The sequence below is a fragment of the Streptomyces sp. S.PNR 29 genome (genome assembly GCF_030386795.1).
Lineage (GTDB): Bacteria > Actinomycetota > Actinomycetes > Streptomycetales > Streptomycetaceae > Streptomyces.
Genome location: NZ_JANUQM010000001.1, coordinates 412,543 through 436,206 on the forward strand (window position 1 = coordinate 412,543; position 23,664 = coordinate 436,206).

The following is a 23,664-nucleotide window of genomic DNA, read 5'->3' on the forward strand; positions in this document are numbered from 1 at the left end:
CCTCCCCCATGTCAACGGCCGCCGTACAACTCCCCGTACGCCGGCCACACGCCGCCCGGCCCGTCCACCGACTCCGCGGCGCGCACCGCTCGCACGATCGCCCGGGTCACCAGGTCCGCACCTGCCGCGAGGACCTCGTTCAGCGCGAGCGGGTTCGCCGTGTCGAGGGGCCGCTCACCGGTCGCGAGGGTGAACACGGTGTCCCCGTCGTGGAGCAGGTGCACCGGACGTACGGCGCGGGCGATGCCGTCGTGGGCGGTGCCGGCCAGCTTCTGCGCCTGCGCCTTGGACAGGTCCGCGTCGGTGGCGACCACGGCGAGCGTGGTGTTGAGCGGGGGAGGCGCGCTGCTCTCCGCGACCTCGGCGAGGCGCCGCCGCGCGGCCTCGTGGACCGATGGTTCCGGGTACTCCACCCGCCGCCCCTGGAACAACTCCCCGTACAGCACGCCCGTTTCCGGATCGACCGCCGATCCCGCCGCGTTGGCCACCACCAGCGCGGCCACCGTGATCCCCGACTCCAGAACCGTGCTCGCCGTGCCGACCCCGCCCTTCAGCGGTCCGACCGTGGCCCCCGTACCGGCGCCCACGCAGCCCTCCCGCACCGGCGTCCCCGGTGCGCTCGCCGCTGCCGCCTCGACCGCGGCCCGCCCCGTCGCCGCGTCCGGCCTGGCGCGGAAGTCGCCGCCCCGGCCCAGGTCGAAGACGCACGCGGCGGGGACGACCGGTACGACATGCGCGGGGTCCACCCCGACGCGCACCCCGCGCCCCTGCTCCTCCAGCCAGGCCATCACCCCGGACGCCGCGTCGAGCCCGTATGCGCTGCCGCCGGTCAGCACGACCGCCTCGACCTTCTGCACCACGTTGCGCGGGTCGAGGGCGTCGGTCTCCTTGGTGCCGGGACCGCCCCCGCGCACGTCCACCGCGGCGACCGCCCCGCCCTGAGGGGCGAGCACGACCGTCGTGCCGGTGAGCCATCCGTCGCCGGTGCGCGTCGCATGCCCCACCCGTACGCCTGCCACGTCCGTCAATGCGTCAACTGTCATGGCGCCAGTGTGGTGCAGGCCCCGCACCGCACCCAGCGCACACGCCACCGCCCACGCCGCGGCGGAGGGGATGTCCCGGTTCTGTCACGGTGACCGCCTTCCCTGCAGCGCAGGGAACCTCCCCACCCGCCGGTCCCCTCTTTCTCCACGCACTGGAGCGGATCACCCACACCACACGAACCTGGAGCAGCCCGTGACAACGCCGGACATAGCAGCGCGGCGCGTACTGGGGACCTGTGCCGTCCTTGTGGTCGGCGCCCTGACCCTCACCGCCTGCGGTGGCAGCGCCAACGCCAAGAACTCCAAGAAGGACGGTACGGGCTCCGCCAAGACCTCCGCGGCGAAGATCGTCATCTCGGCCAAGGACGGCTCGACCGGCGCGTCGATCAACTCGACCGGTGTGAAGGTCAGCGACGGCAGGCTGACCGAGGTGAAGATGACGGTGGCCGGGACGGGAACGGCCGTTCCGGGATCGATCTCGGCGAACGGCAGCGTGTGGAAGCCGAAGGAGCAGCTGGAGCGGGGGACGAAGTACCAGATATCGGCGACCGCGAAGGACGGCGACGGCCGGGTCGCCGCGGCCAACTCGATCTTCACCACGGTCACCTCAGCCAACAGCTTCATCGGGACGTACACGCCGGACAACGGCACCACGGTCGGCGTCGGGATGCCGGTGTCGTTCACCTTCGACAAGGCCATCAGCGACAAGAAGGCCGTGCAGTCGCACATCACGGTGACGTCCAGCAGCGGGCAGAAGGTGGTCGGGCACTGGTTCGGGGCGCAGCGGCTCGACTTCCGGCCCGAGGAGTACTGGAAGGCCGGCTCCAAGGTCACGATGAAGCTCGACCTGGACGGGGTGGAGGGCGCGAACGGCGTCTTCGGCGTGCAGAAGAAGACCGTGACCTTCACCGTCGGGCGGTCGCAGGTCTCCACGGTCGACGTCAGCACACAGACCATGACGGTCGTGCGGGACGGCAAGACCCTCAAGACGCTGCCGATCTCGGCGGGCAGCCCGCAGCACACCACCTACAACGGGCAGATGGTGATCTCCGAGAAGTTCGTGCAGACGCGGATGAACGGCTCGACGGTCGGCTTCGGCGGCGAGTACAACATCCCGGACGTGCCGCACGCGATGCGCCTGACGACCTCCGGGACCTTCATCCACGGCAACTACTGGTACAACAAGGGCAACCCGCCCTTCGGCCGGGAGGGCACCAGCCACGGCTGCGTCGGCCTGCAGGACGTGCAGGGAGCGCGGGGCGACACGCCCGCCAAGTGGTTCTACGACAACTCGCTCATCGGCGACGTCGTGATCGTCAAGAACTCCCCCGACAAGACGGTCGCCCCGGACAACGGGCTGAACGGCTGGAACCTGCCGTGGAGCGAGTGGATCGCGGGAAGCGCCGCCTGAGCAGGGACGTTTGACGGTTCGTCGGGCCGCGCGGGAACTTTTCGCGCGGCCCGCGCGTTTTACAGACGCACGTTTTCTCGGTTCCCGGACATGATGTCCGACCGAGGGGCTACGGTATGCACCCACAAGGTGACATGCAGCAACGCCGGGAGAAACCTTGAGCGTTCCGTACGAGACGGCAGCGTACGAACCACCCGAGTCGCCCGAGTCTCCGGAGGAGCATCTCGCGCGACTGCTCGGTCGCGCCCTGAACTCGTTCGAGCTGCCCGACGAGACGATAAGGCAGCTCGACTGCGCGCTGGCGTACGACAGTTCGCTGCACTCCGCGCACCACAGCGCCGGGCTGCACCGGGAGACGTACCGGCACACCTGGCTGCTCGCCGACGGCTGTGCGCTCACGCTGTGGGAGCTCGTCCACAACACCGCCCCGGGCAGCGAACCGCAGCACGAGGTGTACGTCGACGAGGAGGAGCTGCGCGCCGCCACCGCCCGGCTGCCGCTGCCCGCGGACACGCCGGACTTCGAACTGCCGGTGCTGGTGCAGCTGTCGCCGATCCCCGCCCCGCGGCACTCGTACATGCCGGACGACTCCGCGGACCACGCGCGCCGGCTGCTGCGCCGGGCGGAGAACGCCGACCGGCCGGGCGCGGACACGGCCGCCCTGCTCACCACCGCGTCCGCGCACCAGATCACGCAGGCCTTCGGACGCCCGTGCCGCGCGGGCCGCGCCGGGCTGTGCTTCTCCCTCTACGAGCACGCGTTCCTGCTGCGCGACGGCAAGGAGGTCTCCCTCTGGGAGGTCGAGCACACGGCGACGCCCGACGGGCGGCACATGTGCGAGGTGTACGTGACGGAGGACGAGGCCCGCAAGGCGATGGAGCGGCGGGCGGCACAGGTTTCCTGACCGGGACAAGCCGAGCGGCCGGTCACAGCCCTGAGGGGGCTGTGACCGGCCGCGTGTACGGGAGCGGGAGGCTTACGCCGCCACCGGCTGCTTCCCCTGCGCCGCAGCGGCCGCCGAGCCGTCGGCGTCCGGGGCCGCCGCCCCCGAGGCCGTCTTGCGCATGCCCTTCAGGACGATGACCAGGCCCGCCGTGATGGCCGTACCGACCGCGATGGCCAGCAGGTACAGGAACGGCTTGCCGATCAGGAAGGTGACCCAGATACCGCCGTGCGGGGCGCGCAGGGTCGAGCCGAAGGCCATGGTCAGCGCACCGGTGACCGCACCGCCCGCCATGGAGGCGGGGATGACCCGCAGCGGGTCGGCGGCGGCGAACGGGATCGCGCCCTCGGAGATGAAGGAGGCGCCCAGCACCCAGGCCGCCTTGCCGTTCTCGCGCTCGGCGGTGGTGAACAGCTTCTTGCGGACCGTGGTGGCCAGGGCCATGCCCAGCGGCGGGACCATGCCCGCGGCCATCACCGCCGCCATGATCTTCATCGCCGAGTCGCTGGGGGCGGCGACCGAGATGCCGGCCGTGGCGAAGGTGTACGCGACCTTGTTGACCGGGCCGCCGAGGTCGAAGCACATCATCAGGCCGAGCAGCACGCCGAGCAGGATGGCGTTGGCGCCGGACAGGCTGTTCAGCCAGTCGGTGAGGCCCTTCTGCGCCTCGGAGATCGGCTTGCCGATGACCACGAACATCAGGAACCCGACGACCGCCGAGGAGACCAGCGGGATCACCACCACCGGCATGATGCCGCGCAGCACCGGCGGGATGTTGATCCGCTGGATCCCGAGGACCACCCCACCGGCGATCAGACCGGCGACCAGACCGCCGAGGAAGCCCGCGCCGATCGTGACGGAGATGGCGCCGCCGACGAAGCCGGGCACGAGTCCGGGCCGGTCGGCCATGCCGTACGCGATGTATCCGGCGAGGACCGGGACGAGGAACCCGAAGGCCGCGCCACCGATCTGGAACAGCAACGCGCCCCAGCTGTCGACCTGGCCCCAGTCGAAGTGCTCGGTGACCGGCTTGGCCTCGTTGATCTGGTAGCCGCCGATCGCGAAGCCGAGGGCGATGAGCAGACCGCCCGCGGCGACGAACGGAACCATGTAGCTCACGCCGGACATCAGCCACTTGCGCAGCTTGGTGCCGTAGCCCTCGCCGGGCTCGCCGGAGCGCTCGACCGGGGTGGAGCCGGGCCGGGCCGCGGCCGTCACCTCGCCGCGCGCCGCCTTCTCGCGCACCTCGGTGATCAGTTCGGCGGGCCGGTTGATGGCCGCCTTGACGCCGGTGTCGACGGTGGGCTTCCCGGCGAAGCGGTCCTTCTCCCGTACGGCCACGTCGTGGGCGAAGATCACGCCGTCGGCCGCGGCGATGACGGCCGGGTCGAGCCGGGTGAAGCCGGCCGAGCCCTGTGTCTCGACGACGACCTCGACACCCGCCTCGCGGCCGGCGTTCTCCAGCGACTCGGCCGCCATGTAGGTGTGGGCGATGCCGGTGGGGCAGGAGGTGACGGCGACGATGCGGAACGGGCGCTCCTCGGCGGCGTTCCCGGGACCCTCGGAGGCCTCCTCGGCGGCCGCGGAGCCCTTCCCGGCGTCCTCGGAGGCCTCGTCGGTGACCGTGGCGGCGGCGGAAGAGGCCGCTTCCGCCGACGCCACGGTGTCTTCGGAGCCGCCCTCGGCCGCGTCCCCCCGGATCAGCGCGGCCGCGGCCGCCGCGTCGCCCACCGACCGGAGCGCGTCGGTGAACTCGGCGTTCATCAGCTGCCGGGCCAGCGACGACAGGATCGTCAGATGGGCGTCGTCGGCGCCGGCCGGCGCGGCGATCAGGAAGATCAGGTCGGCGGGGCCGTCGGCCGCGCCGAAGTCGATACCGGCGGCGCTGCGCCCGAAGGCGAGGGTCGGCTCGGTGACGTGCTCGCTGCGGCAGTGCGGGATGCCGATGCCGCCGTCGAGGCCGGTCGGCATCTGTGCCTCGCGCGCGGCCACGTCGGCGAGGAAGCCGTCCAGGTCGGTCACCCGGCCCTTGGCCACCATGCGCTCGGCGAGGGCGCGCGCCGCCGCTTCCTTGGTGTCGGCGGACAGGTCGAGGTCGACCAGGTCCGCGGTGATCATCTCGCTCATCGCGGGCTCCTTAGCACGCGTATCGCCCGTGCAGTGGGGTGGGCGGTGTTGGGGACGGGGGTGCGGTGGGGGGTGACGCGGGCCTCGGGGGCCCGGCGGGAGGTGGGGGCGGAGCCGGGGAAACCCCGCCCCCACGGGGCGGCAGGGCGGCTCAGGTTGCCCTGCCGGCCGTCGGCCTCGGCGAGTAACGGGACGCCTCGCCGCTTCAGGGCGGCCGGTCCACACAGCACGTACGTCGTCGTCATCACACCGGCTCCTTCAGGTCGCGGTCAACCGGCACGTCGCGTGTGACGGTCACGGCCGCCGGGTCCAGATCGCCCGGCGTCGGCATCACGCTGCCGGGGAGCTGGACGGCCGCCGCGCCGTGGGCGACCGCGGAGGCGAGGGCCTCGGGTCCGGCGCCGCCGGCGATCAGGAATCCGGCGAGCGAGGAGTCGCCGGCGCCGACGTTGCTGCGGACGACGTCCACGCGCGCGCTGCCGAACCAGGCGCCCTCGTCGGACACGAGCAGCTGCCCGTCGGCGCCCAGACTGGCGAGCACGGCGCGGGCGCCCATCTCGCGCAGCTCCTCGGCCGCCTTCACCGCGTCGCCGACGGTGGCCAGGGGGCGCCCGACGGCCTCCGCGAGTTCCTCGGCGTTCGGCTTCACCACGTCGGGCCGCTCGCGCAGCGCCTGGAGCAGCGCGGGCCCGGAGGTGTCGAGCGCGATGCGTACGCCGGCGGAGTGCGCCCGCGCGACCAGCTCGGCGTACCAGGACGGGGCGAGTCCGCGCGGCAGGCTGCCGCAGCACGCGATCCAGGCGGCGTCCCGCGACTGCTGCCGCACCGTCTCCAGCAGCAGCTCCTGCTCGGCCGCCGACAGCTCAGGACCGGGCGCGTTGATCTTCGTCAGAACGCCGTCGGCCTCCGCGAGCGCGATGTTGGAACGGGTGGCTCCGGCGACCGGAACCGGCGCGACCTCGATGCCCTGCTCCTGCAGCAGATCGGCGACGACCGCGCCGGGCGCACCGCCCAGGGGCAGGACCGCGACCGTGCGCTGCCCGGCTGCCGCGACGGCGCGCGAGACGTTCACGCCCTTGCCGCCCGGGTCCATGCGCTCACCGGTGGCGCGGATGACCTCGCCACGGTCGAGTGACGGGACCTCGTAGGTGCGGTCCAGGGACGGGTTGGGGGTGACGGTGAGGATCATGCGCGCACTACTTCCGTGCCGCCGCGCTCGATGGCGGTGGCGTCTTCGGGGCTCAGCCCGCTGTCGGTGATCAGCAGGTCCACATCGCTCAGGTGGCCGAAGCGGGCGAAGTGCTCCTGGCCGTGCTTGGAGGAATCGGCGAGCAGCACCACGCGGCGGGCCGCGGCCACGGCCGCGCGCTTCACCGCGGCCTCGGCGAGGTCGGGGGTGGTCAGGCCGTGCTCGGCGGAGAAGCCGTTGGCGGCGACGAACAGGACGTCGGCGCGGATCTCGCCGTACGCGCGCAGCGCCCAGGCGTCCACGGCGGCGCGCGTACGGTGCCGTACGCGCCCCCCGATGAGGTGGAGCTGGATGCCGGGGTGGTCCGCGAGGCGGGCGGCGATGGGCAGGCTGTGCGTGACGACGGTGAGCGAGGCCTCCAGCGGGAGGGCGGCGGCCATCCTGGCCACCGTCGTACCGGCGTCGAGGATCATCGTGCCCTCGGCCGGCAGTTCCGCGAGGGCCGCCTTGGCGATGCGGTCCTTCTCGTCGGCCGCGGTCGTCTCGCGCTCGGCGAGGTCGGGCTCGAAGTCGAGGCGCCCGACGGGGATGGCACCGCCGTGCACCCGGCGGACGAGGCCGGCGCGGTCGAGGGCCTTCAGGTCGCGGCGAATGGTCTCCGCCGTCACCTGGAACTCCTCGGCCAGTGACACGACGTCCACCCGGCCCCCGTCACGGGCGAGGCGGAGGATCTCCTGTTGCCGCTCCGGTGCGTACATGTCCGTTCGCCTCCGACCCGTGCCCGAACTTGTGGTTTCGCTCGGGAGGCTACGCCGAGATTTCCGAAATGTAAACGGGTTCGGGCGCAATCGGGCATGAACGGGCATGTGAGGGAGTGGGAAGGGAAACGAACGAGGGGCCCGGCACCGCAGTGCCGGGCCCCTCCCCCGCTCTCAGGACGCCATCGCGGGCTCCCTCTCCGCATCGGCCACCGGCTCCGACGCCCCCTCCACGTGCTGCGCCGGCCGCTTCGGCAGTGCGAACATCAGCAGGAAGATCACGCCCATCACCGCGGCGACCCAGCCCAGCGCGTGCTGGAAGGCATCGACGAAGGCCGGACCGACGGCGGCCGGGGCCAGGTGGTCGCTGATCGTGCCGAAGAAGACGACCGACACGAGGCCCAGCCCCAGCGCGTTCCCCATCTGCTGCACCGTGTTGATCAGCCCGGACGCCGACCCCGCGTGCTCGCGCGGCACCTGAGACAGCACCGCGTCGGTCAGCGGGGCGACGATCAGGCCCATGCCGGCGCCCATGACGACGAGGGGCAGCGCCATCTGCCAGGAGGCGATGCCGAGGCCGTACCGCTCGGACTCCCAGACGTAGACCAGCACTCCGGCCGCCATCACCAGCGCGCCCGCCTGGAGGACCTTGCGCCCGAAGCGCGGGACCAGCTTCTGCACCGACATCCCGGCCGCCGTCGAGACCGCGAGGGAGAAGGGGACGCCGGTCAGCCCGGCCCTGAGCGGGCTCCAGCCGAGGCCGATCTGCATGTACAGCGTCCACACCAGGAAGAACACGCCGAGCGCGAGACCGAAGACGGTCTGGACGGCGATGCCCGCCGCGAAGCTCTTCACCCGGAACAACGACAGCTCGACCAGCGGTGAGCCGTCCCGCGCGCTCTTCCTCCTCTCGTACGCCACCAGCGCCGCGAAGACGACGAGCGCGCCGGCCATCGAGGCGTACCCCCACAGCGGCCAGCCCAGCTCACGGCCACGGGTGAGCGGGTAGAGCAGCATCAGCAGACCGAGGGTGACGAGCGCGACGCCCACCAGGTCCAGCTTGAGGGCGCGGGGTGCCTTGGACTCGGTGATGAAGCGGCTGCCGAGGATCAGGCCCGCGATGCCGACGGGCAGGTTGATGAGGAAGATGGGCCGCCATTCGAGGCCGAACAGGTTCCCCTCCATCAGCAGCGCGCCCAGCAGCGGACCGGAGACGGCCCCCAGCCCGACGATCGCGCCGAACAGCCCGAACACCTTGCCGCGCTCGTGCGCCGGGAAGGTGGCGTGCACGATCGCCAGCACCTGCGGCACCATCAGCGCCGCCATGCCGCCCTGCAGGACGCGGGAGGCGACCAGCATCTCCGGGTTCACGGCGAGGCCGCACAGCGCGGAGGCGACGGTGAAGCCGCCGATGCCGAGCAGGAAGATCCGCTTGCGGCCGTGGATGTCGCCGAGCCGTCCGCCGGTGATCAGGCCGGCGGCGAAGGCGAGCGCGTATCCGGCGGTGATCCACTGGATCTGACTGAAGGAGGCGCCCGCGTCCTGCTGGATCGACGGGATGGCGATGTTGACGATCGTGACGTCGACGAGGTCCATGAAGGCCGCGGTCATCACGATGGCGAGGGCGAACCAGCGACGGCGGTCGCCGGAAGCCGGCTGAGCTGGGGTGTCCGTGGACTCCGTGAAGGTCATGCGTCGAAGGTAGAGCCGCAGTAGGTCAGATCCTGTCCTAGTGGTACGGCATCCTCGGGTCCATGACGACGGACACTCCGGCCCGGCTCCTGCAACTCCTCTCCCTCCTCCAGACGCCCCGCGAATGGCCCGGCGGCGAGCTCTCCGACCGGCTCGGGGTGTCGCGGCGCACGATCCGGCGGGACATCGACCGGCTGCGCGAACTCGGGTACCCGGTGCAGGCCACCAAGGGCGCCGACGGGGGCTACCGGCTGGTCGCGGGCAAGGCGATGCCGCCGCTCGTGCTCGACGACGAGGAAGCGGTGGCCATCGCCGTCGGGCTGCGGGCCGGGGCGGGGCACGCGGTCGAGGGCGTGGAGGAGGCGTCGGTGCGGGCGCTGGCGAAACTCGAACAGGTACTGCCGTCCCGCCTGCGCCGGCGCGTGTCCACGCTCCAGACCGCGACGACCGCGCTGACCAGCGGGGACGGGCCGTCCATCGCGCCCGAGACGCTCACCGTGATGGCCTCGACGGTGGCCGGGCGCGAGCGGCTGCGGTTCGCCTACCGCGCCGGGGACGGGACGCGGTCGCGCCGCGTGGTCGAGCCGTACCGGCTGGTGTCGACGGGGCGCCGCTGGTACCTCGTGGCGTACGACCTCGATCGCGCCGACTGGCGGACCTTCCGCGTCGACCGGCTGAGCGAGCCGTTCGCCACCGGGGCACGGTTCGCTCCGCGGGAGTTGCCGACGGGGAACGCGGCGGAGTTTCTGCGGCAGTCGATGCGGCGGCAGCAGGACACGTACGAGTTCGTCGTCACGTTCGCCGAGCCGGTGGAGGTCGTCGCCCCGCGCGTGCCGGGGTGGATGGGGGCGCCGGAGGCGCTCGACGGCGGGGGCTGCCTGCTGCGGGGCACAGTCGGGGACTCCCCGGAGTGGCTGGCCCTGCGGCTGGCGACGCTCGGGTTCGAGTTCAGGGTGCGGGAGCCCGAGGAACTCGTGCGGTACGTGCGGGAATTGGGGGCACGGTTGGGGCGGGCGGCTCAAGGGCCCGCTGGACCCCGGCCTCACCCCTGACGCTCCGTCATCTCCTCCCAGGGAAAGTCCCGCAGCGCCTCCAGATTGGCCAGCGCCAGTGCGAGCGGGCCCTCGGGGCCGTCCGCTCGCGCCTCTCCGGACGCCCACTGTTCGACGGCCACCCGGACCGCGGCGGCGGCCGTAGCGGCGGCGAAACGCAGCAGCGGGGAGACGGCGAGCCGGGCGGCAACGTTGTCGTCACCCTCCGTGAGCCGGTCGGCGAGGACCTCCGCCAGGGTCCGTTCGGACAGGTGGCACACCTCGGCCCACACCTTCCGCAGGGCCGGGCTGCCCTCGGCCAGACGGATGAGGGAACGGACCCACGCCCAGGCCGCCGCGGACACCCCGGCGCCGGGCGTCAGCGTGTGGCGCGCCGCATGCTCCAGGGCCTGGGGCAGGGACAGCTCGGCGGGGGCCCCGCGCACCGCGTCCGTCCAGCGCTGGGCGCCCACCACGTAGAGGGGCGCCACCGCCTCCTCCTTGGTGGCGAAGTAGCGGTAGAAGGTGCGCGGGGCGATGCCGGCGGCCTGGGCGATGTCCTCGGCGCGGGTGGCGCGCAGGCCGTGCCGGACGAAGAGGCCGGCTGCCGCGCGGGCGATCTCCATACGGGTTTCCGCCTTGCGCCGCTCCGTGAGCGACGGCGCGGGTGACGGTGAGGACGGCCGGTTCCGTCGCGGGGTGGTGCTGCTCACGTTCGGCAGGCTATGCCCATGTGGCAGAATCTGCCATCTGGCGGGCCACCCCGGTGTTCAGGTGCGGGGTGCCCCGCCCTCCAGCCCCGGTCGGCGACGCCGAGTCGGCGCCCGCGTCCGTGTCGCGCGGGAACAGAGCCGGGCCCCGGCACCCGGGGGGAAGGGGCGCCGGAAGCCCGGCTCAGGGAGAGTCCCGGCGCCGGGGGGAGTGCGTCGGGACGTGGCTCGTGGGGGTCCGGGGGCTGTGCCCGGGGCCCGAACTCATGGGCCCGGAAGTCTTGTTCCCTGGCCCCTCGCGGTTGAAGCGGCGTTACACCGCCATGTTTGCGCGGTCTTTCGCCACCCGGCGTACGCACCCGGCCCGGCGGACGCGCCCGCCGCCGAGCGCCCATCCCTCGCGCCCCAGCCGCGTCATGCGCGCCACAGGCACGGGCGGGAACCGTGGCCCCTCGGCCGGGCACTGCGCCCGGCGGCCGGCCCGGCGATCGCGGGAAGGCGTGGCCCCTGCTCGCCGAGCTCGGGGCCGCCACACCGCCTCCGTCTTACGCCGCCGCCTCGAAGCCGGTGGAACGCGCCAGCTTCTTCAGCTCCAGCAGAGCGTGCTTCTCGATCTGGCGGATACGCTCGCGCGTCAGGCCGTGCTCCTTGCCGACCTCGGTCAGCGTGCGCTCCCGGCCGTCCTCGATGCCGTACCGCATCTTGATGATGGACGCCGTGCGCGGGTCGAGGCGGCCGATCAGGTCGTCCAGCTCCTCGCTGCGCAGCAGCGTCAGCACCGACTGCTCCGGCGACACCGCGGAGGTGTCCTCCAGCAGGTCCCCGAACTGGGTCTCGCCCTCGTCGTCCACCGACATGTTCAGCGAGACCGGGTCACGGGCCCAGTCGAGCACGTCGATGACGCGCTCCGCCGTGGAACCGAGCTCGGCGGCGATCTCCGCGGGCTCCGGGTCCCGCCCGTGCTCACGGTTGAACTCGCGCTGCACCCGGCGGATCCGGCCCAGCTCCTCCACCAGGTGGACGGGCAGCCGGATCGTACGGGACTGGTCCGCTATCGAGCGGGTGATCGCCTGACGGATCCACCACGTCGCGTACGTGGAGAACTTGAAGCCCTTGCGGTAGTCGAACTTCTCGACCGCGCGCACCAGGCCGGCGTTGCCCTCCTGGATCAGATCCAGAAGAGGCAGGCCGCTGCGGGGGTAGCGGCGAGCCACGGCGACGACCAGGCGGAGGTTGGAGCGGATGAAGACGTCCTTCGCCCGCTCTCCTGCGTCGACCAGGGCCTGCAGCTCCTCGCGGGTGGCGTCCGCCTTGGTCTCCTCGTAGCCGTCGAGGACCTGCCGCGCGAACACACCCGCCTCGATGACCTGGGACAGCTCGACCTCCTTTGCGGCGTCGAGCAGCGGCGTGCGCGCGATCTCGTCGAGGTACATGCCGACCAGATCGCGGTCGGCGATCTCGCCGCCGGTGGCGCGAACACTGCTTGCCGCGTCGGCCGTCTCGCCGGTGGCGGACTGACGACGGGCGACGGCACGGGTTGCCATGCGTGCTCCCTTGCGATGGTGGTTCAGCGGGTGGTCCTTCGGACACTCGGCACCGTCTCCGGCCTGTACCGGACTCTCCTCGGGTGCCCTGCATCCGTGGGAAACAACGACTGGAATCCGGACAGAATTCCCAACCCGCCCCCCAATTTTTCTGATCATGCAGTACCCTGTCCGGCCACATGAGGAGGAGTGATGTTGCCGGAACGGGCAGAGGTCCAGGTCAGGCCGGGGGTGGAGGGTGACCTGGAGGCCCTCACCGACCTCTACAACCACTACGTACGTGAGACAGCCATCACATTCGATACCGCGGTCTTCACTCCGGAAGAGCGCCGCCCTTGGCTGCTCTCCCACCCAGTAGACGGCCCGTACCGCCTGATGGTTGCCACGGACGCGAACTCCGGGGGAACCTCACAGGAGATTCTCGGTTACGCCACATCCAGCCCTTACCGCCCCAAGCCCGCCTACGTGACCTCCGTGGAGACGACGGTCTACGTCGCCCCGCACTCCGGCCGCCGGGGCGTCGGCACCCTTCTCTACAAGGCCCTCTTCGAGGCCCTGGCGGACGAGGACGTGCACCGCGCCTACGCGGGCATCGCCCAGCCGAACGAGGCCTCGACCCGGCTGCACGAGCGCTTCGGATTCCGTCATGTCGGCACGTACCACGAGGTCGGCCGCAAGTTCGGCCGCTACTGGGACGTCGCCTGGTACGAGAAGGAGCTCTAGGCACCCGGCGGGGCGGTGGTCACCCGAACTGCACCGACCGCTTCGCCAGCCCCATCCAGAACCCGTCGATCACCGACTTCTGGAGGTCCAGCTCCCCGGCCGCGTCCGCCGCGCCCATCGTCACGAACAGGGGCGCGAAGTGCTCCGTGCGCGGGTGGGCGAGCAGGCCCGCCGGGGACTTGCGGGTGAAGTCGAGCAGTGCGTCCACGTCACCGGCCTCCAGCGCCCGCCGGCCCCAGTCGTCGAACTCCGCGGACCAGGCGGGGATGCCGCCCTGCCGCAGCGCGGCCAGGTTGTGGGTGAAGAAGCCGGAGCCGACGATCAGCACGCCCTCGTCGCGCAGCGGCGACAGCTTTCGGCCGATCTCCATCAACCGCACCGGGTCGAGGGTCGGCATGGAGACCTGCAGAACCGGAATGTCGGCCTCGGGGTACATCTCGACCAGCGGGACGTACGCGCCGTGGTCGAGGCCGCGGTCCGGGACGTCCTGCACGGGGATGCCGGGGGCGCGCAGCAGCTTGCGTACGGACGCGGCGAGCTCGGGGGCGCCGGGAGCCTCGTACGTCACCCGGTAGTAGTGCTCGGGGAAGCCCCAGAAGTCGTAGACGAGCGGAACGGTCCGCGTCGCGCCGAGGGCGAGCGGGGCCTCCTCCCAGTGGGCGGAGACGACGAGGATCGCCTTGGGGCGGGGCAGTCCGGCGGACCAGGCGGCGAGTTCGCCGGGCCAGACGGGGTCGTCCGCCAGCGGCGGCGCGCCATGACTGAGGTACAGGGCGGGCATGCGCTCCTGGGTGACGGCGGACATGGCGGTGACTCCTCCGACGGTGATGCTTTAACTCTAAACCTCTCCAGGAAGCGTACGCCCCGTTTGTTTAACTCTCAAGAAGAGGCCTCGTAGAGTGGATGCATGAACACGGCATCCACCTCCGCACCCGCCGAAGAGCCCCGCTGGCTCACCGACGAGGAACAGCGCGTCTGGCGCTCCTACATCGAGGCCACGTACCTCCTTGAGGACCACCTCGACCGTCAGCTCCAGCGTGACGCGGGCATGCCGCACATCTACTACGCCCTCCTCGTCAGGCTCGCCGAGTCCCCGAGGCGGCGGCTGCGGATGACCGAGCTGGCCATGCAGGCGAAGATCACCCGCTCCCGTCTCTCGCACGCCGTCGCGCGCCTGGAGAAGAACGGCTGGGTGCGCCGCGAGGACTGCCCCTCCGACAAGCGCGGCCAGTTCGCGGTGCTGACGGACCAGGGCCAGGAGGTGCTGCGGCAGACGGCGCCGGGCCATGTGGCCGCCGTACGGCAGGCGGTGTTCGACCGGCTCTCCCCGGAACAGCAGAAGTCCCTCGGCGAGATCATGCAGATCGTCGCCGAGGGACTGCAGCCCCAGGAAGCGGGTGCGGACCTGCCCTGGCTGCGCTGAACGCGCGGCCGGGGCAGGTCCTGGGGGGCCGTACGGAGGAGGCGTCCCCTTCCTCGTCCGTACGGCCTGGTGGATGGCCCGAAGGGGTACGACGTGACGGCCGCCGTCAGTGGGCGACGACCGGCACCGGCACCTCGTCCTCGACGCCCTCCCCGGAGCCGGAGCCCGCGACGGCGGTGGTGCCCGGGCGGCCGGCGTTGACGAAGGTCAGGGCGATGGTCGCGGCCACGACGAGGATGCCGACGGCGAACCAGATCGCGCTGGTGTAGCCCTGCACCATGCCCTCCAGCTGGACCAGCTGCTGCTGGGACCGGCTGGTCGCACCGGCGATGTGGTCCGTGATGTACGACGTGGTCGCCGAGGCGGCGATCGTGTTCAGCAGGGCCGTACCGATCGCACCGCCCACCTGCTGCGAGGTGTTGACCATCGCGGACGCGACACCGGCGTCCCGCGGCTCCACTCCCTGGGTGGCCAGGGACATGGCCGGCATGAACGCCGTACCCATGCCGAGGCCGAGCAGCAGCATCGCCGGCAGCAGCAGGGCGGCGTACGAGGAGCCGATCTCCAGCCGGGTCAGCAGCAGCATGCCGAGGGCGGCGACCAGGAAGCCGGGGCCCATCAGCAGCCGCGGTGCGACCCGGGTCATCAGACGGGTGCCGATCTGCGTGGACCCGGTGATCATGCCCGCGATCATCGGCAGGAAGGCGAAGCCGGTCTTCACCGGCGAGTAGCCCTTCACGACCTGCAGGTAGTAGGTCAGGAAGAGGAACAGACCGAACATCGCGATGATCGCGAGCCCGAGCGAGAGGTAGATGCCACCCCGGTTGCGCTCGGTGACCACGCGCAGCGGCAGCAGCGGGGCCTTGACCTTCGCCTCGACGAGGACGAAGGCGAGCAGCAGGACGCCGGACGCGACGAACATCCCGACGGTCAGGGTGTCGCTCCAGCCGTCGGACTCCGCACGGGTGAAGCCGTAGACGAGGGCGACCAGACCGAGGGTGGACAGGATGACGCCCGGGATGTCGAGCGGGGAGCGGTTGCGGCCGCCCTCCGGCTCCCGGATGACGAAGTACGCGCCGGCCGCGGCGACCACCGCGAACGGGATGTTCACGAAGAACGTCCAGCGCCAGTCCAGGTACTCGGTGAGGAAACCGCCGAGGATCAGACCGACGGCACCGCCACCACCGGCGATCGCGCCGTAGATGCCGAACGCCTTGGCGCGCTCCTTGGCGTCCGTGAACATCACGGCGAGCAGGGAGAGCGCGGCGGGAGCCAGCAGGGCTCCGAAGACGCCCTGCAGTGCGCGGGCGCCGAACATCATCGCCTCGTTGGTGGCCGCGCCGCCCAGCGCGGAGGCCGCGGCGAAGCCGCCCAGACCGACGACGAAGGCCCGCTTGCGGCCCCACAGGTCGGCTATCCGGCCGCCGAACAGCAGCAGACCGCCGAAGGCGAGGGCGTAAGCCGTGACGACCCACTGGCGGTTGCCGTCCGAGATGCCCAGGTCCTGCTGGGCGGAGGGCAGGGCGATGTTCACGATGGTGGCGTCGAGGACGACCATCAGCTGGGCGAGCGCGATGAAGACGAGCGCTTTCCAGCGGCCGGCATCCGGGACGCCGGGAGCCTTTGCGGCTGTTTCAGACATGGGGGTACCCACTCCGGGACTTTGTGACGAAAACCTGTGACGAAAAACCTGTGACGAAAAAAGAGATGGGGAAAAAGAGATACGGAAAAAGAGACTGTGCCAGTGGTGACTGGCCTGGTGCGCTGAACTGATCGGTCAGGGCCGGCGCAGATCCTCCATGGTCACGGCCGTGCCCGGCAGGGCGGAACGGGCGGGGGCCCGCAGCCCGTCCAGGAACAGCTGCAGATGGCGGTGGACGAAGCGGTCGGCATGGACGCAGTCGGTACCGGCCGGGGGCCGGCTGAGCTGGGCCACGGCGATCATGATGTCGCCGACGTCCACGTCGGAACGGAGCTGCCCGGCCGCCTCGGCGCGGTGCATGAGCTCCGCGATCTGCCGGTCGACCCGTTCACGCGCGGCCTCCAGGTCCGGGTGATGCTTGTCGAAGGTGCTCCGGATCATCGGGCACAGCGCGCTGATCCGCTCGTCGGCGGCGGCGTGCACGAAACGCTCCAGCGCCTCGAACGCGTCACCGGCCTCCGCGAGCGCGCGTTCGGCCGCCCGCGCCGTACGGTCCATGACCGAGCAGACGACCTCGCGGACCAGGGCGTCGCGGTCCGGGAAGTTGCGGTACACCGTGGCGTTGCCGACGCCGGCCCGGCGGGCGATCTCGTCCAGCGGCACGTCGGGGCCGTACTCGACGAACATCTCCCGGGCGGCGGTGACGATCCGCTCCCGGTTGCGCAGGGCGTCGGCGCGCGGCCGGCTCGCCTTGCGCTGCACGGGGGTGGCGGTCTCCACGGCGTACTCCTCAGGTGGCTTGGTGATCACCGGTTCGCTGATCGGATGGCTGGGTGACGCGATCCGGGGAGGGAGTCCCCGTTTCGCTCGGACACACGACTAAACGGGGAGACGCTCCCCGGTTATTTCCCACTTCGACGAAGATTTCATGTGACCTGAGCCACACACCTACCGGCGGAAATCCCACGATCGGTCTCCTCCAACGCGCGCCCGCACACCCTCTCGACACAGGGTGACCGAAAGGGCGCAGTCGATGACGACGGCTGCCACGGCACGCGGGAGGTCCTGCATGGGGGCACAGCCGAGGGCCCGCCGGATACGTCCCCGCCGCGTGGCCACCCTGATGTCCGCCACCGCCCTAACCCTCGCGGTCAGCACCTCGGCCGGCACCGGACGCCTCACCCAGGGCGCCACGACGGCCGGGGCCGGGCCGACCGCCCCGCCCCGCTCCTCCTCCCACGGCCCCTGCATGATCCGCAGCGACCGCGACGTGCAGATGTCGGAGGGCATCCCGACCTCCGAGGGCTACTCCCGCTCCACCGGAACCGTCCGTGCCCTCACCCTGATGGTCGACTTCTCCGACGCGCCCGGCGAGGGCGACGCGCTCGACCGCTTCGCGGAGTTCTTCCCGCAGACCCGGCAGTGGTTCCGTACCAGCTCCTACGGCCGCCTGGACTACCGCCCCGAGACACCGATCCGGGACTGGCTGCGCATGCCGAAGCCGTTCCAGGCGTACGGCATAGACCGGGGCGCCCCCTTCGACCCCGGCTACCGGGATCTGGTCCAGGACATAGTGGCGGCGGCCGACCCGACGGTGGACTTCAAGGCGTACGACCTCCTGAACGTCCTGGTGACCCCCAACGCCGGCCCCTCCGCCCTGGACACGGTCCTCTCCGTGACCTTCGCCGGCAACACGGAGGCGCCGGTGGCCGACGGCATCCCGGTGGCGAACGCGTCCTTCGTCTACTCCCGCCAGGACGACGGCTCCGGCTCCTACCACCGCACCGGCTACCGCGTCCTGCCGCACGAGAACGGCCACGTCTTCGGTCTGCCCGACCTCTACACCCAGGAGGGCGGGGGCGCGGTCGGCCACTGGGACATCATGAGCGAGGACTGGGGCGCCAACAACGACCTGCTCGGCTGGCACAAGTGGAAGCTGGGCTGGCTGGACGCCGCACAGGTGCACTGCGCTGCCGCGCCGGGAACCGCCGAGTACACGCTGACGCCGCTGGCCCGCGCGGGCGGCTCCAAGCTGGTCGTCGTTCCGCTGGACGCCCGGACCGGGTACGCCGTCGAACTGCGCACCCGGGCCGGCAACGACGAGGCCGTGTGCCGTCCCGGCGTGCTGATATACCGGATCGACGCGAACGTCGACACCGGGATGGGCCCGGTGACGGTCCACGACTCCCGCCGGGACAGCGGCGGCTGCGCCCGCAGCCCGAACGTCCACGCGGAACTCTCGGACGCGACCCTCACACCGGGCGAGAAGTTCGAGGACCCGCGGCGGGGGATCGTGATCGCGGTGGCCAGGGCGGACCGGGCGGGGGACCATCGGGTGCGGGTGACCCGGAAATGAGGGGCGGCGCGGCGACGGACCGGGTGCCGCCGTAGCGCGGAGCGGCTACCGACCGAGGCGCGGCGGCTGCTGCCGGATGAGGCGTCGGGGTCGGGGAACCCTTCCGCATACGGTAGGCCTGCCGCGACCGCCGTACCGGAGAGCCGATGCCCGCGAACACCACGCACGACGCCCACCAGGCGGCCGACCCCGTACCGGCGGAGGCGGTCACGCCGCTGATCCGCGGCATCGCGGTACTGCGGCGGCTGACCGAGGCGGACGGGACACTGAACCTGAGCGCGCTGGAGAGGGCCACGGGCCTCGCCCGCTCCACGGTGGACCGCATCACGGCGACCCTGGCCCGCATGGGCTACGTCCGCCTGGACGGCCGTGACGTGCACCTGGCCCCCCGCCTGATGGAACTGGGCAACGCCTATCTGGCCGCCCTCCGCCTGCCCGCCCTGCTGGACGCGCGCGCGGACGCCCTGGCCGACGAGCTGGACGAGTCGGTCTCGCTGGCGGTCGCCGACCGGGACGGCATCCGCTTCATCCACCAGGCGACCCGCCGCCGCGCGATGTCCCTGAGCTTCCGCATCGGCGACCTGCTGCCCGCCGAACGCACCGCGCCGGGCCCGCTGTTCGCGACGGAGTGGACGGAGCAGGACTGGCAGCGCTGGCGCGAACGCCGGACGGCGGACCCGGAGGACCGCACCTTCCCGGCCGTACCGCCGCGAGCGCACGCGACACCGGACGCGGACTTCGAACGCCGGGCCGCACAGGCGGCGACGGACGGCTGGGCCCTGGACGACCAGCTGATCGAACCGGGCCTGGTCGCCGTTTCCGTACCGGTACGGGACCCGGGTACGGGCCGGGTGGCGTGCGTGGCGAGCGTGGTCAGCCACACGAGCCGGCACACGGCACAGGGCCTGCGCGACACCCTCCTGCCCCGCCTGAGGTCGGCGGTGGCGGACATGGAACACGACCTGCGCACCGCCCCACCGCCGCAGCCCGGCCCGGTCCGCACGGGCCTGGCGACCTGGACGGGCGCGTCGAAGCAGGAACTGGGCAGGGAGTTCATCGAATCGCTGGCGCGCGGCCTGACGGTCCTCACGGCCTTCGGGGAGGGCAGGGAGGCGCTGACCCTCACGGAGGTGGCGAAGGCGACGGGCCTGGCGAGGGCGACGGCTCGCCGGGCGCTGATCACATACGAGCACGAGGGCCTGGTGGCACCGGGCCCCGACCGCACCTTCACCCTCACCCCCCAGGTCCTGTCCCTGGGCTTCCCGCCCCTGTCCCGTACGTCGTTGGCGCAGATCGCCCACCCGCACCTGGCGGCGCTCGCGGCTCGCGTCCACGAGTCGACGTCGTTGGCGGTCCTGACGGACTCGGGAGAGGAGATCCAGTACACGGTGCGGGTGACCACGAGCCGCGTGATGAGCGTCAACATCACGGTCGGCACGCGACTGCCGTCGTACGCGACGTCCCTGGGCCGCGTGCTGCTGGCGGACGTCCCGGAGCCGGACCGTGTCCTCGGGGACCTGCGCCCGCTGACCCCGCACACGGTGACGAGCGAGGCGGCCCTGGCGGGCGTGCTGAAGGAGGTCCGGTCCCAGGGCTACGCCCTGGTCGACGAGGAACTGGAGGAGGGCCTGCGCTCGCTCGCGGTCCCGGTCCGCGACCGTACGGGCCGGGTGGTGGCCGCGGTGAACACCGCGATGCACGTGGCGCGGCACACGACGCGGGAGTGCGTCGAGGACATCCTCCCGGAACTCGCGTCGACGGCCGCCCGCATCGAGGAGGACCTGAGGGTGGCGGGGCGCTTCAGGCGGGTGCCGCTGTCCTGAGCCGGACCGCTGCGCAGCCGGGTCACTTCATTTGGCCAAAACCTTACGGTAAGTGACAGGCGTGGCCCGCAACTCCCCTGCTCTCCCGCCGACTTCGCCTAGGTTGGTGCCCGACCGCCCACCCCCGTCCGGTCCGCAGGAGGATCCGCCGTGTCAGACCCCACCCCCCCGATCGCCGACTCCGCGGAGATACGGGCCCGGATCGACACCTCCAAGCCGCACTCGGCGCGCTTCTGGAACTACTTCGTCGGCGGCAAGGACCACTACGACGTCGACCGGGAGATCGGCGACCACATCAAAACGATCTTCCCCGGCCTGGTCGACGTGGCGGTCACCAGCCGGCACTTCCTGGGACGTGCCGTGCGCTACCTGGCCGGCGAACAGGGCATCCGGCAGTTCCTGGACATCGGCACCGGCCTGCCGACCGCCGACAACACGCACGAGGTGGCCCAGCGCGTCTCCCCCGACGCCCGGATCGTGTACGTCGACAACGACCCCATCGTCCTGGCCCACGCCAACGCCCTGCTCACCAGCACCCCCGAGGGCAGGACCGCCTACCTGGACGCCGACCTCTACCAGCCCGAGTCCGTCCTGGAAGCGGCGGCGGCCACCCTCGACCTGTCCCAGCCGGTCGCCCTCATGATCCTCAACACCCTCGGCCACGTCGCCGACCACCACCAGGCCCGCGACCTCGTACACCGCCTGATGAACGGCCTCCCGTCGGGCAGCCACCTGGTCATCAGCGACAGCACGGCGACCAGCGAGGGAATGATCGCCGCGTCCAAGGCGTACAACTCAAGCGGCGCGGTGCCGTACTACGTCCGTGAGGTCGACGAAATCGCCGGCTTCTTCCAGGGCCTGGAACTGGTGGCCCCCGGCGTCGTCCCGGTCACCGAATGGCGCCCGGACCCCGGTACATCACCCCGGCCCGCTGTTCCCGTCGACGCCTACTGCGGAGTGGGCCGCAAGCCTTAGCCAAAGCCGGCCCGGCGGGTCGACAGCCTTAGCCGAAGCCGGCCCGGGGGCCCGACGATGTTCCGGCCGTGCCACGAACCCGACGGATTCCGGCGCCCCGGCACGGCCGCCAGGACCCGCCAGAGACACCTGACCTGCGAGAACGGGAACCTTGCCATCGTCGATCCCTTATCCGCTACGCTAGTCGTCGGATCTCACCGAGATCCACGCCTTCGTAGCTCAGGGGATAGAGCACCGCTCTCCTAAAGCGGGTGTCGCAGGTTCGAATCCTGCCGGGGGCACAGAGAAACACCAGGTCAGAGCCTGTGTGAGCATGAGGAAGGCCCTCCGCCAAGATCGCGGAGGGCCTTCCTCATGTGTGCTGGGAACGCTCTGGGAACAAGCCGTCAGGCAGCCGTCTCCCCCGGCTCATCGCTGGGAACGTCGGGCACAGCCGGAGGCTCCTGCTGCTTGGCCGCTCGCGGCACGAGGGCGACCGGAGCTTCAGCCTCGGCCTTCTCGAACTGCGGCAGCACGGAGGTATAGGTGTCGGCCGTGAGCGAGTAGCTACTGTGGCCGAGGAGGGCTTGGATCTTCTTCATGTGGATGCCGGCGGCCAGGGAGAGGGTGGCGGCGCAGTGGCGGAGGTCGTGAAGGCGGACGGGGGGCAGGCCCAGTTTCGCGATCAGCCGCTCAAACATCTGCGACAGGTACTCGGGGTGGTAGGCCTCCCCGTTCTCCCAAGTGAAGACGAGACCGGTGTCCTTCCAGGGTTCCTTCGGGGCCTTGTCATCCGGCTCAACCCCCTGGGCCTTGAGGCGCTGCCACTCCTCGTGGACGCGGTTCCATTCTTCGCGTTCGGCCTGCTGGCGCTGCCGCCAGAGCTTGAGCAGTTCGTGTGTCTCGGAGTCCAGCGCAATGGTGCGGGCTCCGCTTTCGCTCTTGGGGGTGTCCTCCCAGACCTCGTAGGAGGAGGCGACGAGTTGCTCACTGATGTGGACGGTGCCGATCGTGAGGTCGGTCTCGCTCCAGGGAAGGCCGGCGACTTCGCCGCGGCGCGGGCCTCGGAAGGTCATCAGGTGGAACATCGGGTAGAGCCGGTGCTCGGCGACGGCGTCGAGGAAGGTTCCGGTCTGCTCGGGCGTCCAGACCATGACCTTGCCCGGCTTCTCGCCAGTGGCCCGCCAGCGGGCGACGCGTTCGTCGGTCCACACCAGTGGCTTGGGGCGGACGTATTTCGGCAGGACGACGCTCTTGGCCCAGTTCTCGCTGATCAGCTTCTCGGCGAGTGCGTCGTCGAGAGCGGCACTGAGCGTGTTGTTCATCTTGAGTTGGGTGCCGGGCCCGGTGATGTGGCGCGGCTTGCTGCGGGCTGTTCGGAGTGCGGCCTTGGCGTCGTTCCAGTTCTGGCGGAGCTCGGGCGGGCGGGGACGAGTCGTGCAGGTGCGCCATGCCTTGTGGGCGGCGCGCTCGGCGGCGAGGGCTTCTTCGGCTGCCTCGCGGTTTTGCTGGTGGATCTTGTTGCTGGCCCAGATGGCCTTGAACATGTCCTGGATGTGGCGGGTGCGCAGATCGCGCATCTTGAGGTGGCCCAGGGCGGGTATGAAGACGCGTTCGATGTGGTCGTCGTAGCCCTTGCGGGTGGACCGCTTGAGGTCGACGCGCTTGGCGAACCAGCGGCGTAGGTACTCGGCTACGGTCTCGGTGGACTTGACTTGTACGCCGCCTTGGGCAAGCTCCCAGATCTCCTTGCATGCTGTTGCCGCGTCCTTCTGTGTGCGGAAGCCTCCCTTCTTGGCTGTTTCGCGCTTGCCGCCGGGACCCGGCGGCAGTTCGATCGAGTAGTACCAGGAGCCGTGGTCTCGCCTCTTGAGCTTGGGGCACCGCTTCTCCAGGTAGCCGATCTTCGGTGTGCCATCCTCCTTGAGGACCGGCTTGCCCTCCTTGTCCATCAGGGGGCCCTTGCAGGCGCACCGCTTGTAGGTCTTGTCCTCGAACATCGCTGTCCCTTGCCCTGGCACCCACGATCTGGGTGCTGCCGGTTGGTTCTGTGATCGCGTTGCGCGATCTTTCTCGATCTTCCGGGGGCTGTCGGACACTCATGTAAAGTCGCCTGCAAGTTGGCGCGGGGGAGATTGCGACCAACAAGATGACTGTTCAGGGCGTGCAGGAGCAGGCTTCGTCGGGGGCCATGGGACTCGCGGAGCTGATGGCTCTTCCGGCCACCGTCAACGTGACAACGGCGGCCCGGGCTTTGGGGATCAGCCGGGATAAGGCGTATGCCTTGATCCGTAG

Annotated in this window: 20 protein-coding genes and 1 tRNA gene; 9 read left to right on the forward strand and 12 right to left on the reverse strand. The window is 71.2% G+C overall.

What is annotated here, in order from left to right; all coding sequences use genetic code 11:
* Positions 1 to 11: 11 nt before the first annotated feature.
* On the reverse strand, positions 12 to 1,043 hold the full coding sequence (locus tag NW895_RS02055) for a P1 family peptidase (protein ID WP_289933291.1): 1,032 nt from the start codon (positions 1,041 to 1,043) through the stop codon (positions 12 to 14).
* Between the two features lie 193 nt (positions 1,044 to 1,236).
* Here NW895_RS02055 and NW895_RS02060 point away from each other — a divergent pair, with 193 nt between their 5' ends.
* Together NW895_RS02060 and NW895_RS02065 are read left to right on the forward strand one after the other, a co-directional pair.
* Positions 1,237 to 2,454: an Ig-like domain-containing protein gene (locus NW895_RS02060; protein ID WP_289933293.1), complete on the forward strand. Its 1,218-nt coding sequence runs from the start codon at positions 1,237 to 1,239 to the stop codon at positions 2,452 to 2,454.
* A 157-nt stretch (positions 2,455 to 2,611) separates the two neighbouring features.
* Entirely contained in the window at positions 2,612 to 3,358 is a 747-nt protein-coding gene (locus tag NW895_RS02065) for a DUF6227 family protein (RefSeq protein ID WP_289933294.1), read from the forward strand.
* Between the two features lie 72 nt (positions 3,359 to 3,430).
* Here NW895_RS02065 and NW895_RS02070 read toward each other — a convergent pair whose 3' ends face one another.
* The 5 genes from NW895_RS02070 to NW895_RS02090 form a co-directional block, all read right to left on the reverse strand.
* Positions 3,431 to 5,524, reverse strand: coding sequence for a fructose-specific PTS transporter subunit EIIC (locus tag NW895_RS02070; protein ID WP_289933296.1), 2,094 nt, complete (start codon positions 5,522 to 5,524; stop codon positions 3,431 to 3,433).
* Positions 5,521 to 5,769 carry a hypothetical protein gene (locus tag NW895_RS02075; RefSeq protein WP_289933297.1) on the reverse strand — a complete coding sequence of 83 codons (249 nt, stop codon included), beginning with the start codon at positions 5,767 to 5,769 and terminating at the stop codon, positions 5,521 to 5,523. The genes NW895_RS02070 and NW895_RS02075 overlap by 4 nt, the downstream gene beginning before the upstream one ends.
* Positions 5,769 to 6,713, reverse strand: coding sequence for a 1-phosphofructokinase (gene pfkB / locus NW895_RS02080; RefSeq protein WP_289933298.1), 945 nt, complete (start codon positions 6,711 to 6,713; stop codon positions 5,769 to 5,771). The genes NW895_RS02075 and pfkB overlap by 1 nt, the downstream gene beginning before the upstream one ends.
* Entirely contained in the window at positions 6,710 to 7,471 is a 762-nt protein-coding gene (locus NW895_RS02085; protein WP_289933299.1) for a DeoR/GlpR family DNA-binding transcription regulator, read from the reverse strand. The genes pfkB and NW895_RS02085 overlap by 4 nt, the downstream gene beginning before the upstream one ends.
* 174 nt (positions 7,472 to 7,645) lie before the next feature.
* Positions 7,646 to 9,163 (reverse strand): MFS transporter, encoded by a 1,518-nt coding sequence (locus NW895_RS02090; RefSeq protein WP_289933300.1) that lies wholly within the window; start codon positions 9,161 to 9,163, stop codon positions 7,646 to 7,648.
* 62 nt (positions 9,164 to 9,225) lie between these two features.
* On the opposite strand from NW895_RS02090, the gene NW895_RS02095 reads away from it, so the two are divergent.
* Positions 9,226 to 10,215, forward strand: a complete 990-nt coding sequence (locus tag NW895_RS02095) for a WYL domain-containing protein (RefSeq protein WP_289933301.1) — start codon at positions 9,226 to 9,228, stop codon at positions 10,213 to 10,215.
* Here the strand turns inward: NW895_RS02095 and NW895_RS02100 are convergent.
* Both NW895_RS02100 and NW895_RS02105 read right to left on the reverse strand, forming a co-directional pair.
* The gene (locus NW895_RS02100) at positions 10,206 to 10,907 is read right to left on the reverse strand and encodes a TetR family transcriptional regulator (RefSeq protein ID WP_354670058.1); all 702 of its coding nucleotides are present in this window, start codon (positions 10,905 to 10,907) and stop codon (positions 10,206 to 10,208) included. The two genes, NW895_RS02095 and NW895_RS02100, sit on opposite strands and share 10 nt — an antisense overlap.
* Positions 10,908 to 11,449: 542 nt before the next feature.
* A complete protein-coding gene (locus NW895_RS02105) occupies positions 11,450 to 12,448 on the reverse strand; it encodes a sigma-70 family RNA polymerase sigma factor (protein ID WP_289933302.1) in 999 nt (332 codons plus the stop codon).
* Between the two features lie 192 nt (positions 12,449 to 12,640).
* On the opposite strand from NW895_RS02105, the gene NW895_RS02110 reads away from it, so the two are divergent.
* The gene (locus NW895_RS02110) at positions 12,641 to 13,171 is read left to right on the forward strand and encodes a GNAT family N-acetyltransferase (RefSeq protein ID WP_289933303.1); all 531 of its coding nucleotides are present in this window, start codon (positions 12,641 to 12,643) and stop codon (positions 13,169 to 13,171) included.
* A gap of 19 nt (positions 13,172 to 13,190) precedes the next feature.
* Here the strand turns inward: NW895_RS02110 and NW895_RS02115 are convergent, their stop codons facing one another.
* The gene (locus tag NW895_RS02115) at positions 13,191 to 13,976 is read right to left on the reverse strand and encodes a class III extradiol ring-cleavage dioxygenase (RefSeq protein WP_289933304.1); all 786 of its coding nucleotides are present in this window, start codon (positions 13,974 to 13,976) and stop codon (positions 13,191 to 13,193) included.
* Between the two features lie 102 nt (positions 13,977 to 14,078).
* On the opposite strand from NW895_RS02115, the gene NW895_RS02120 reads away from it, so the two are divergent.
* Positions 14,079 to 14,594, forward strand: a complete 516-nt coding sequence (locus tag NW895_RS02120) for a MarR family transcriptional regulator (protein WP_289933305.1) — start codon at positions 14,079 to 14,081, stop codon at positions 14,592 to 14,594.
* A gap of 106 nt (positions 14,595 to 14,700) precedes the next feature.
* Here the strand turns inward: NW895_RS02120 and NW895_RS02125 are convergent, their stop codons facing one another.
* Both NW895_RS02125 and NW895_RS02130 read right to left on the reverse strand, forming a co-directional pair.
* Entirely contained in the window at positions 14,701 to 16,236 is a 1,536-nt protein-coding gene (locus tag NW895_RS02125) for an MFS transporter (RefSeq protein WP_289933306.1), read from the reverse strand.
* A gap of 135 nt (positions 16,237 to 16,371) precedes the next feature.
* Complete coding sequence (locus NW895_RS02130) at positions 16,372 to 17,016, reverse strand: TetR/AcrR family transcriptional regulator (protein ID WP_289933307.1); 645 nt, start codon at positions 17,014 to 17,016, stop codon at positions 16,372 to 16,374.
* A gap of 289 nt (positions 17,017 to 17,305) precedes the next feature.
* Between NW895_RS02130 and NW895_RS02135 the strand changes: the two genes are divergently transcribed.
* The 4 genes from NW895_RS02135 (at position 17,306) to NW895_RS02150 (ending at position 21,671) form a co-directional block, all read left to right on the forward strand.
* A complete protein-coding gene (locus NW895_RS02135; protein WP_289933308.1) occupies positions 17,306 to 18,592 on the forward strand; it encodes a M6 family metalloprotease domain-containing protein in 1,287 nt (428 codons plus the stop codon).
* Positions 18,593 to 18,738: 146 nt separating this feature from the next.
* On the forward strand, positions 18,739 to 20,415 hold the full coding sequence (locus NW895_RS02140) for an IclR family transcriptional regulator C-terminal domain-containing protein (RefSeq protein ID WP_289933309.1): 1,677 nt from the start codon (positions 18,739 to 18,741) through the stop codon (positions 20,413 to 20,415).
* A gap of 150 nt (positions 20,416 to 20,565) precedes the next feature.
* Complete coding sequence (locus NW895_RS02145; RefSeq protein WP_289933310.1) at positions 20,566 to 21,390, forward strand: SAM-dependent methyltransferase; 825 nt, start codon at positions 20,566 to 20,568, stop codon at positions 21,388 to 21,390.
* Between the two features lie 208 nt (positions 21,391 to 21,598).
* Positions 21,599 to 21,671: transfer RNA gene (locus NW895_RS02150), tRNA-Arg, on the forward strand.
* A 105-nt stretch (positions 21,672 to 21,776) separates the two neighbouring features.
* Here the strand turns inward: NW895_RS02150 and NW895_RS02155 are convergent.
* Positions 21,777 to 23,369 carry a tyrosine-type recombinase/integrase gene (locus tag NW895_RS02155; protein ID WP_289933311.1) on the reverse strand — a complete coding sequence of 531 codons (1,593 nt, stop codon included), beginning with the start codon at positions 23,367 to 23,369 and terminating at the stop codon, positions 21,777 to 21,779.
* Positions 23,370 to 23,664 lie beyond the last annotated feature (295 nt).

Coding starts and splice junctions, on each gene's coding strand:
- NW895_RS02055 (WP_289933291.1), bottom strand. CDS start 1,043: ATGACAGTTGACGCATTGACGGACGTGGCAGGCGTACGGGTGGGGCAT.
- NW895_RS02070 (WP_289933296.1), bottom strand. CDS start 5,524: ATGAGCGAGATGATCACCGCGGACCTGGTCGACCTCGACCTGTCCGCC.
- NW895_RS02075 (WP_289933297.1), bottom strand. CDS start 5,769: ATGACGACGACGTACGTGCTGTGTGGACCGGCCGCCCTGAAGCGGCGA.
- pfkB (WP_289933298.1), bottom strand. CDS start 6,713: ATGATCCTCACCGTCACCCCCAACCCGTCCCTGGACCGCACCTACGAG.
- NW895_RS02085 (WP_289933299.1), bottom strand. CDS start 7,471: ATGTACGCACCGGAGCGGCAACAGGAGATCCTCCGCCTCGCCCGTGAC.
- NW895_RS02090 (WP_289933300.1), bottom strand. CDS start 9,163: ATGACCTTCACGGAGTCCACGGACACCCCAGCTCAGCCGGCTTCCGGC.
- NW895_RS02095 (WP_289933301.1), top strand. CDS start 9,226: ATGACGACGGACACTCCGGCCCGGCTCCTGCAACTCCTCTCCCTCCTC.
- NW895_RS02105 (WP_289933302.1), bottom strand. CDS start 12,448: ATGGCAACCCGTGCCGTCGCCCGTCGTCAGTCCGCCACCGGCGAGACG.
- NW895_RS02110 (WP_289933303.1), top strand. CDS start 12,641: ATGTTGCCGGAACGGGCAGAGGTCCAGGTCAGGCCGGGGGTGGAGGGT.
- NW895_RS02115 (WP_289933304.1), bottom strand. CDS start 13,976: ATGTCCGCCGTCACCCAGGAGCGCATGCCCGCCCTGTACCTCAGTCAT.
- NW895_RS02120 (WP_289933305.1), top strand. CDS start 14,079: ATGAACACGGCATCCACCTCCGCACCCGCCGAAGAGCCCCGCTGGCTC.
- NW895_RS02125 (WP_289933306.1), bottom strand. CDS start 16,236: ATGTCTGAAACAGCCGCAAAGGCTCCCGGCGTCCCGGATGCCGGCCGC.
- NW895_RS02135 (WP_289933308.1), top strand. CDS start 17,306: ATGGGGGCACAGCCGAGGGCCCGCCGGATACGTCCCCGCCGCGTGGCC.
- NW895_RS02140 (WP_289933309.1), top strand. CDS start 18,739: ATGCCCGCGAACACCACGCACGACGCCCACCAGGCGGCCGACCCCGTA.
- NW895_RS02155 (WP_289933311.1), bottom strand. CDS start 23,369: ATGTTCGAGGACAAGACCTACAAGCGGTGCGCCTGCAAGGGCCCCCTG.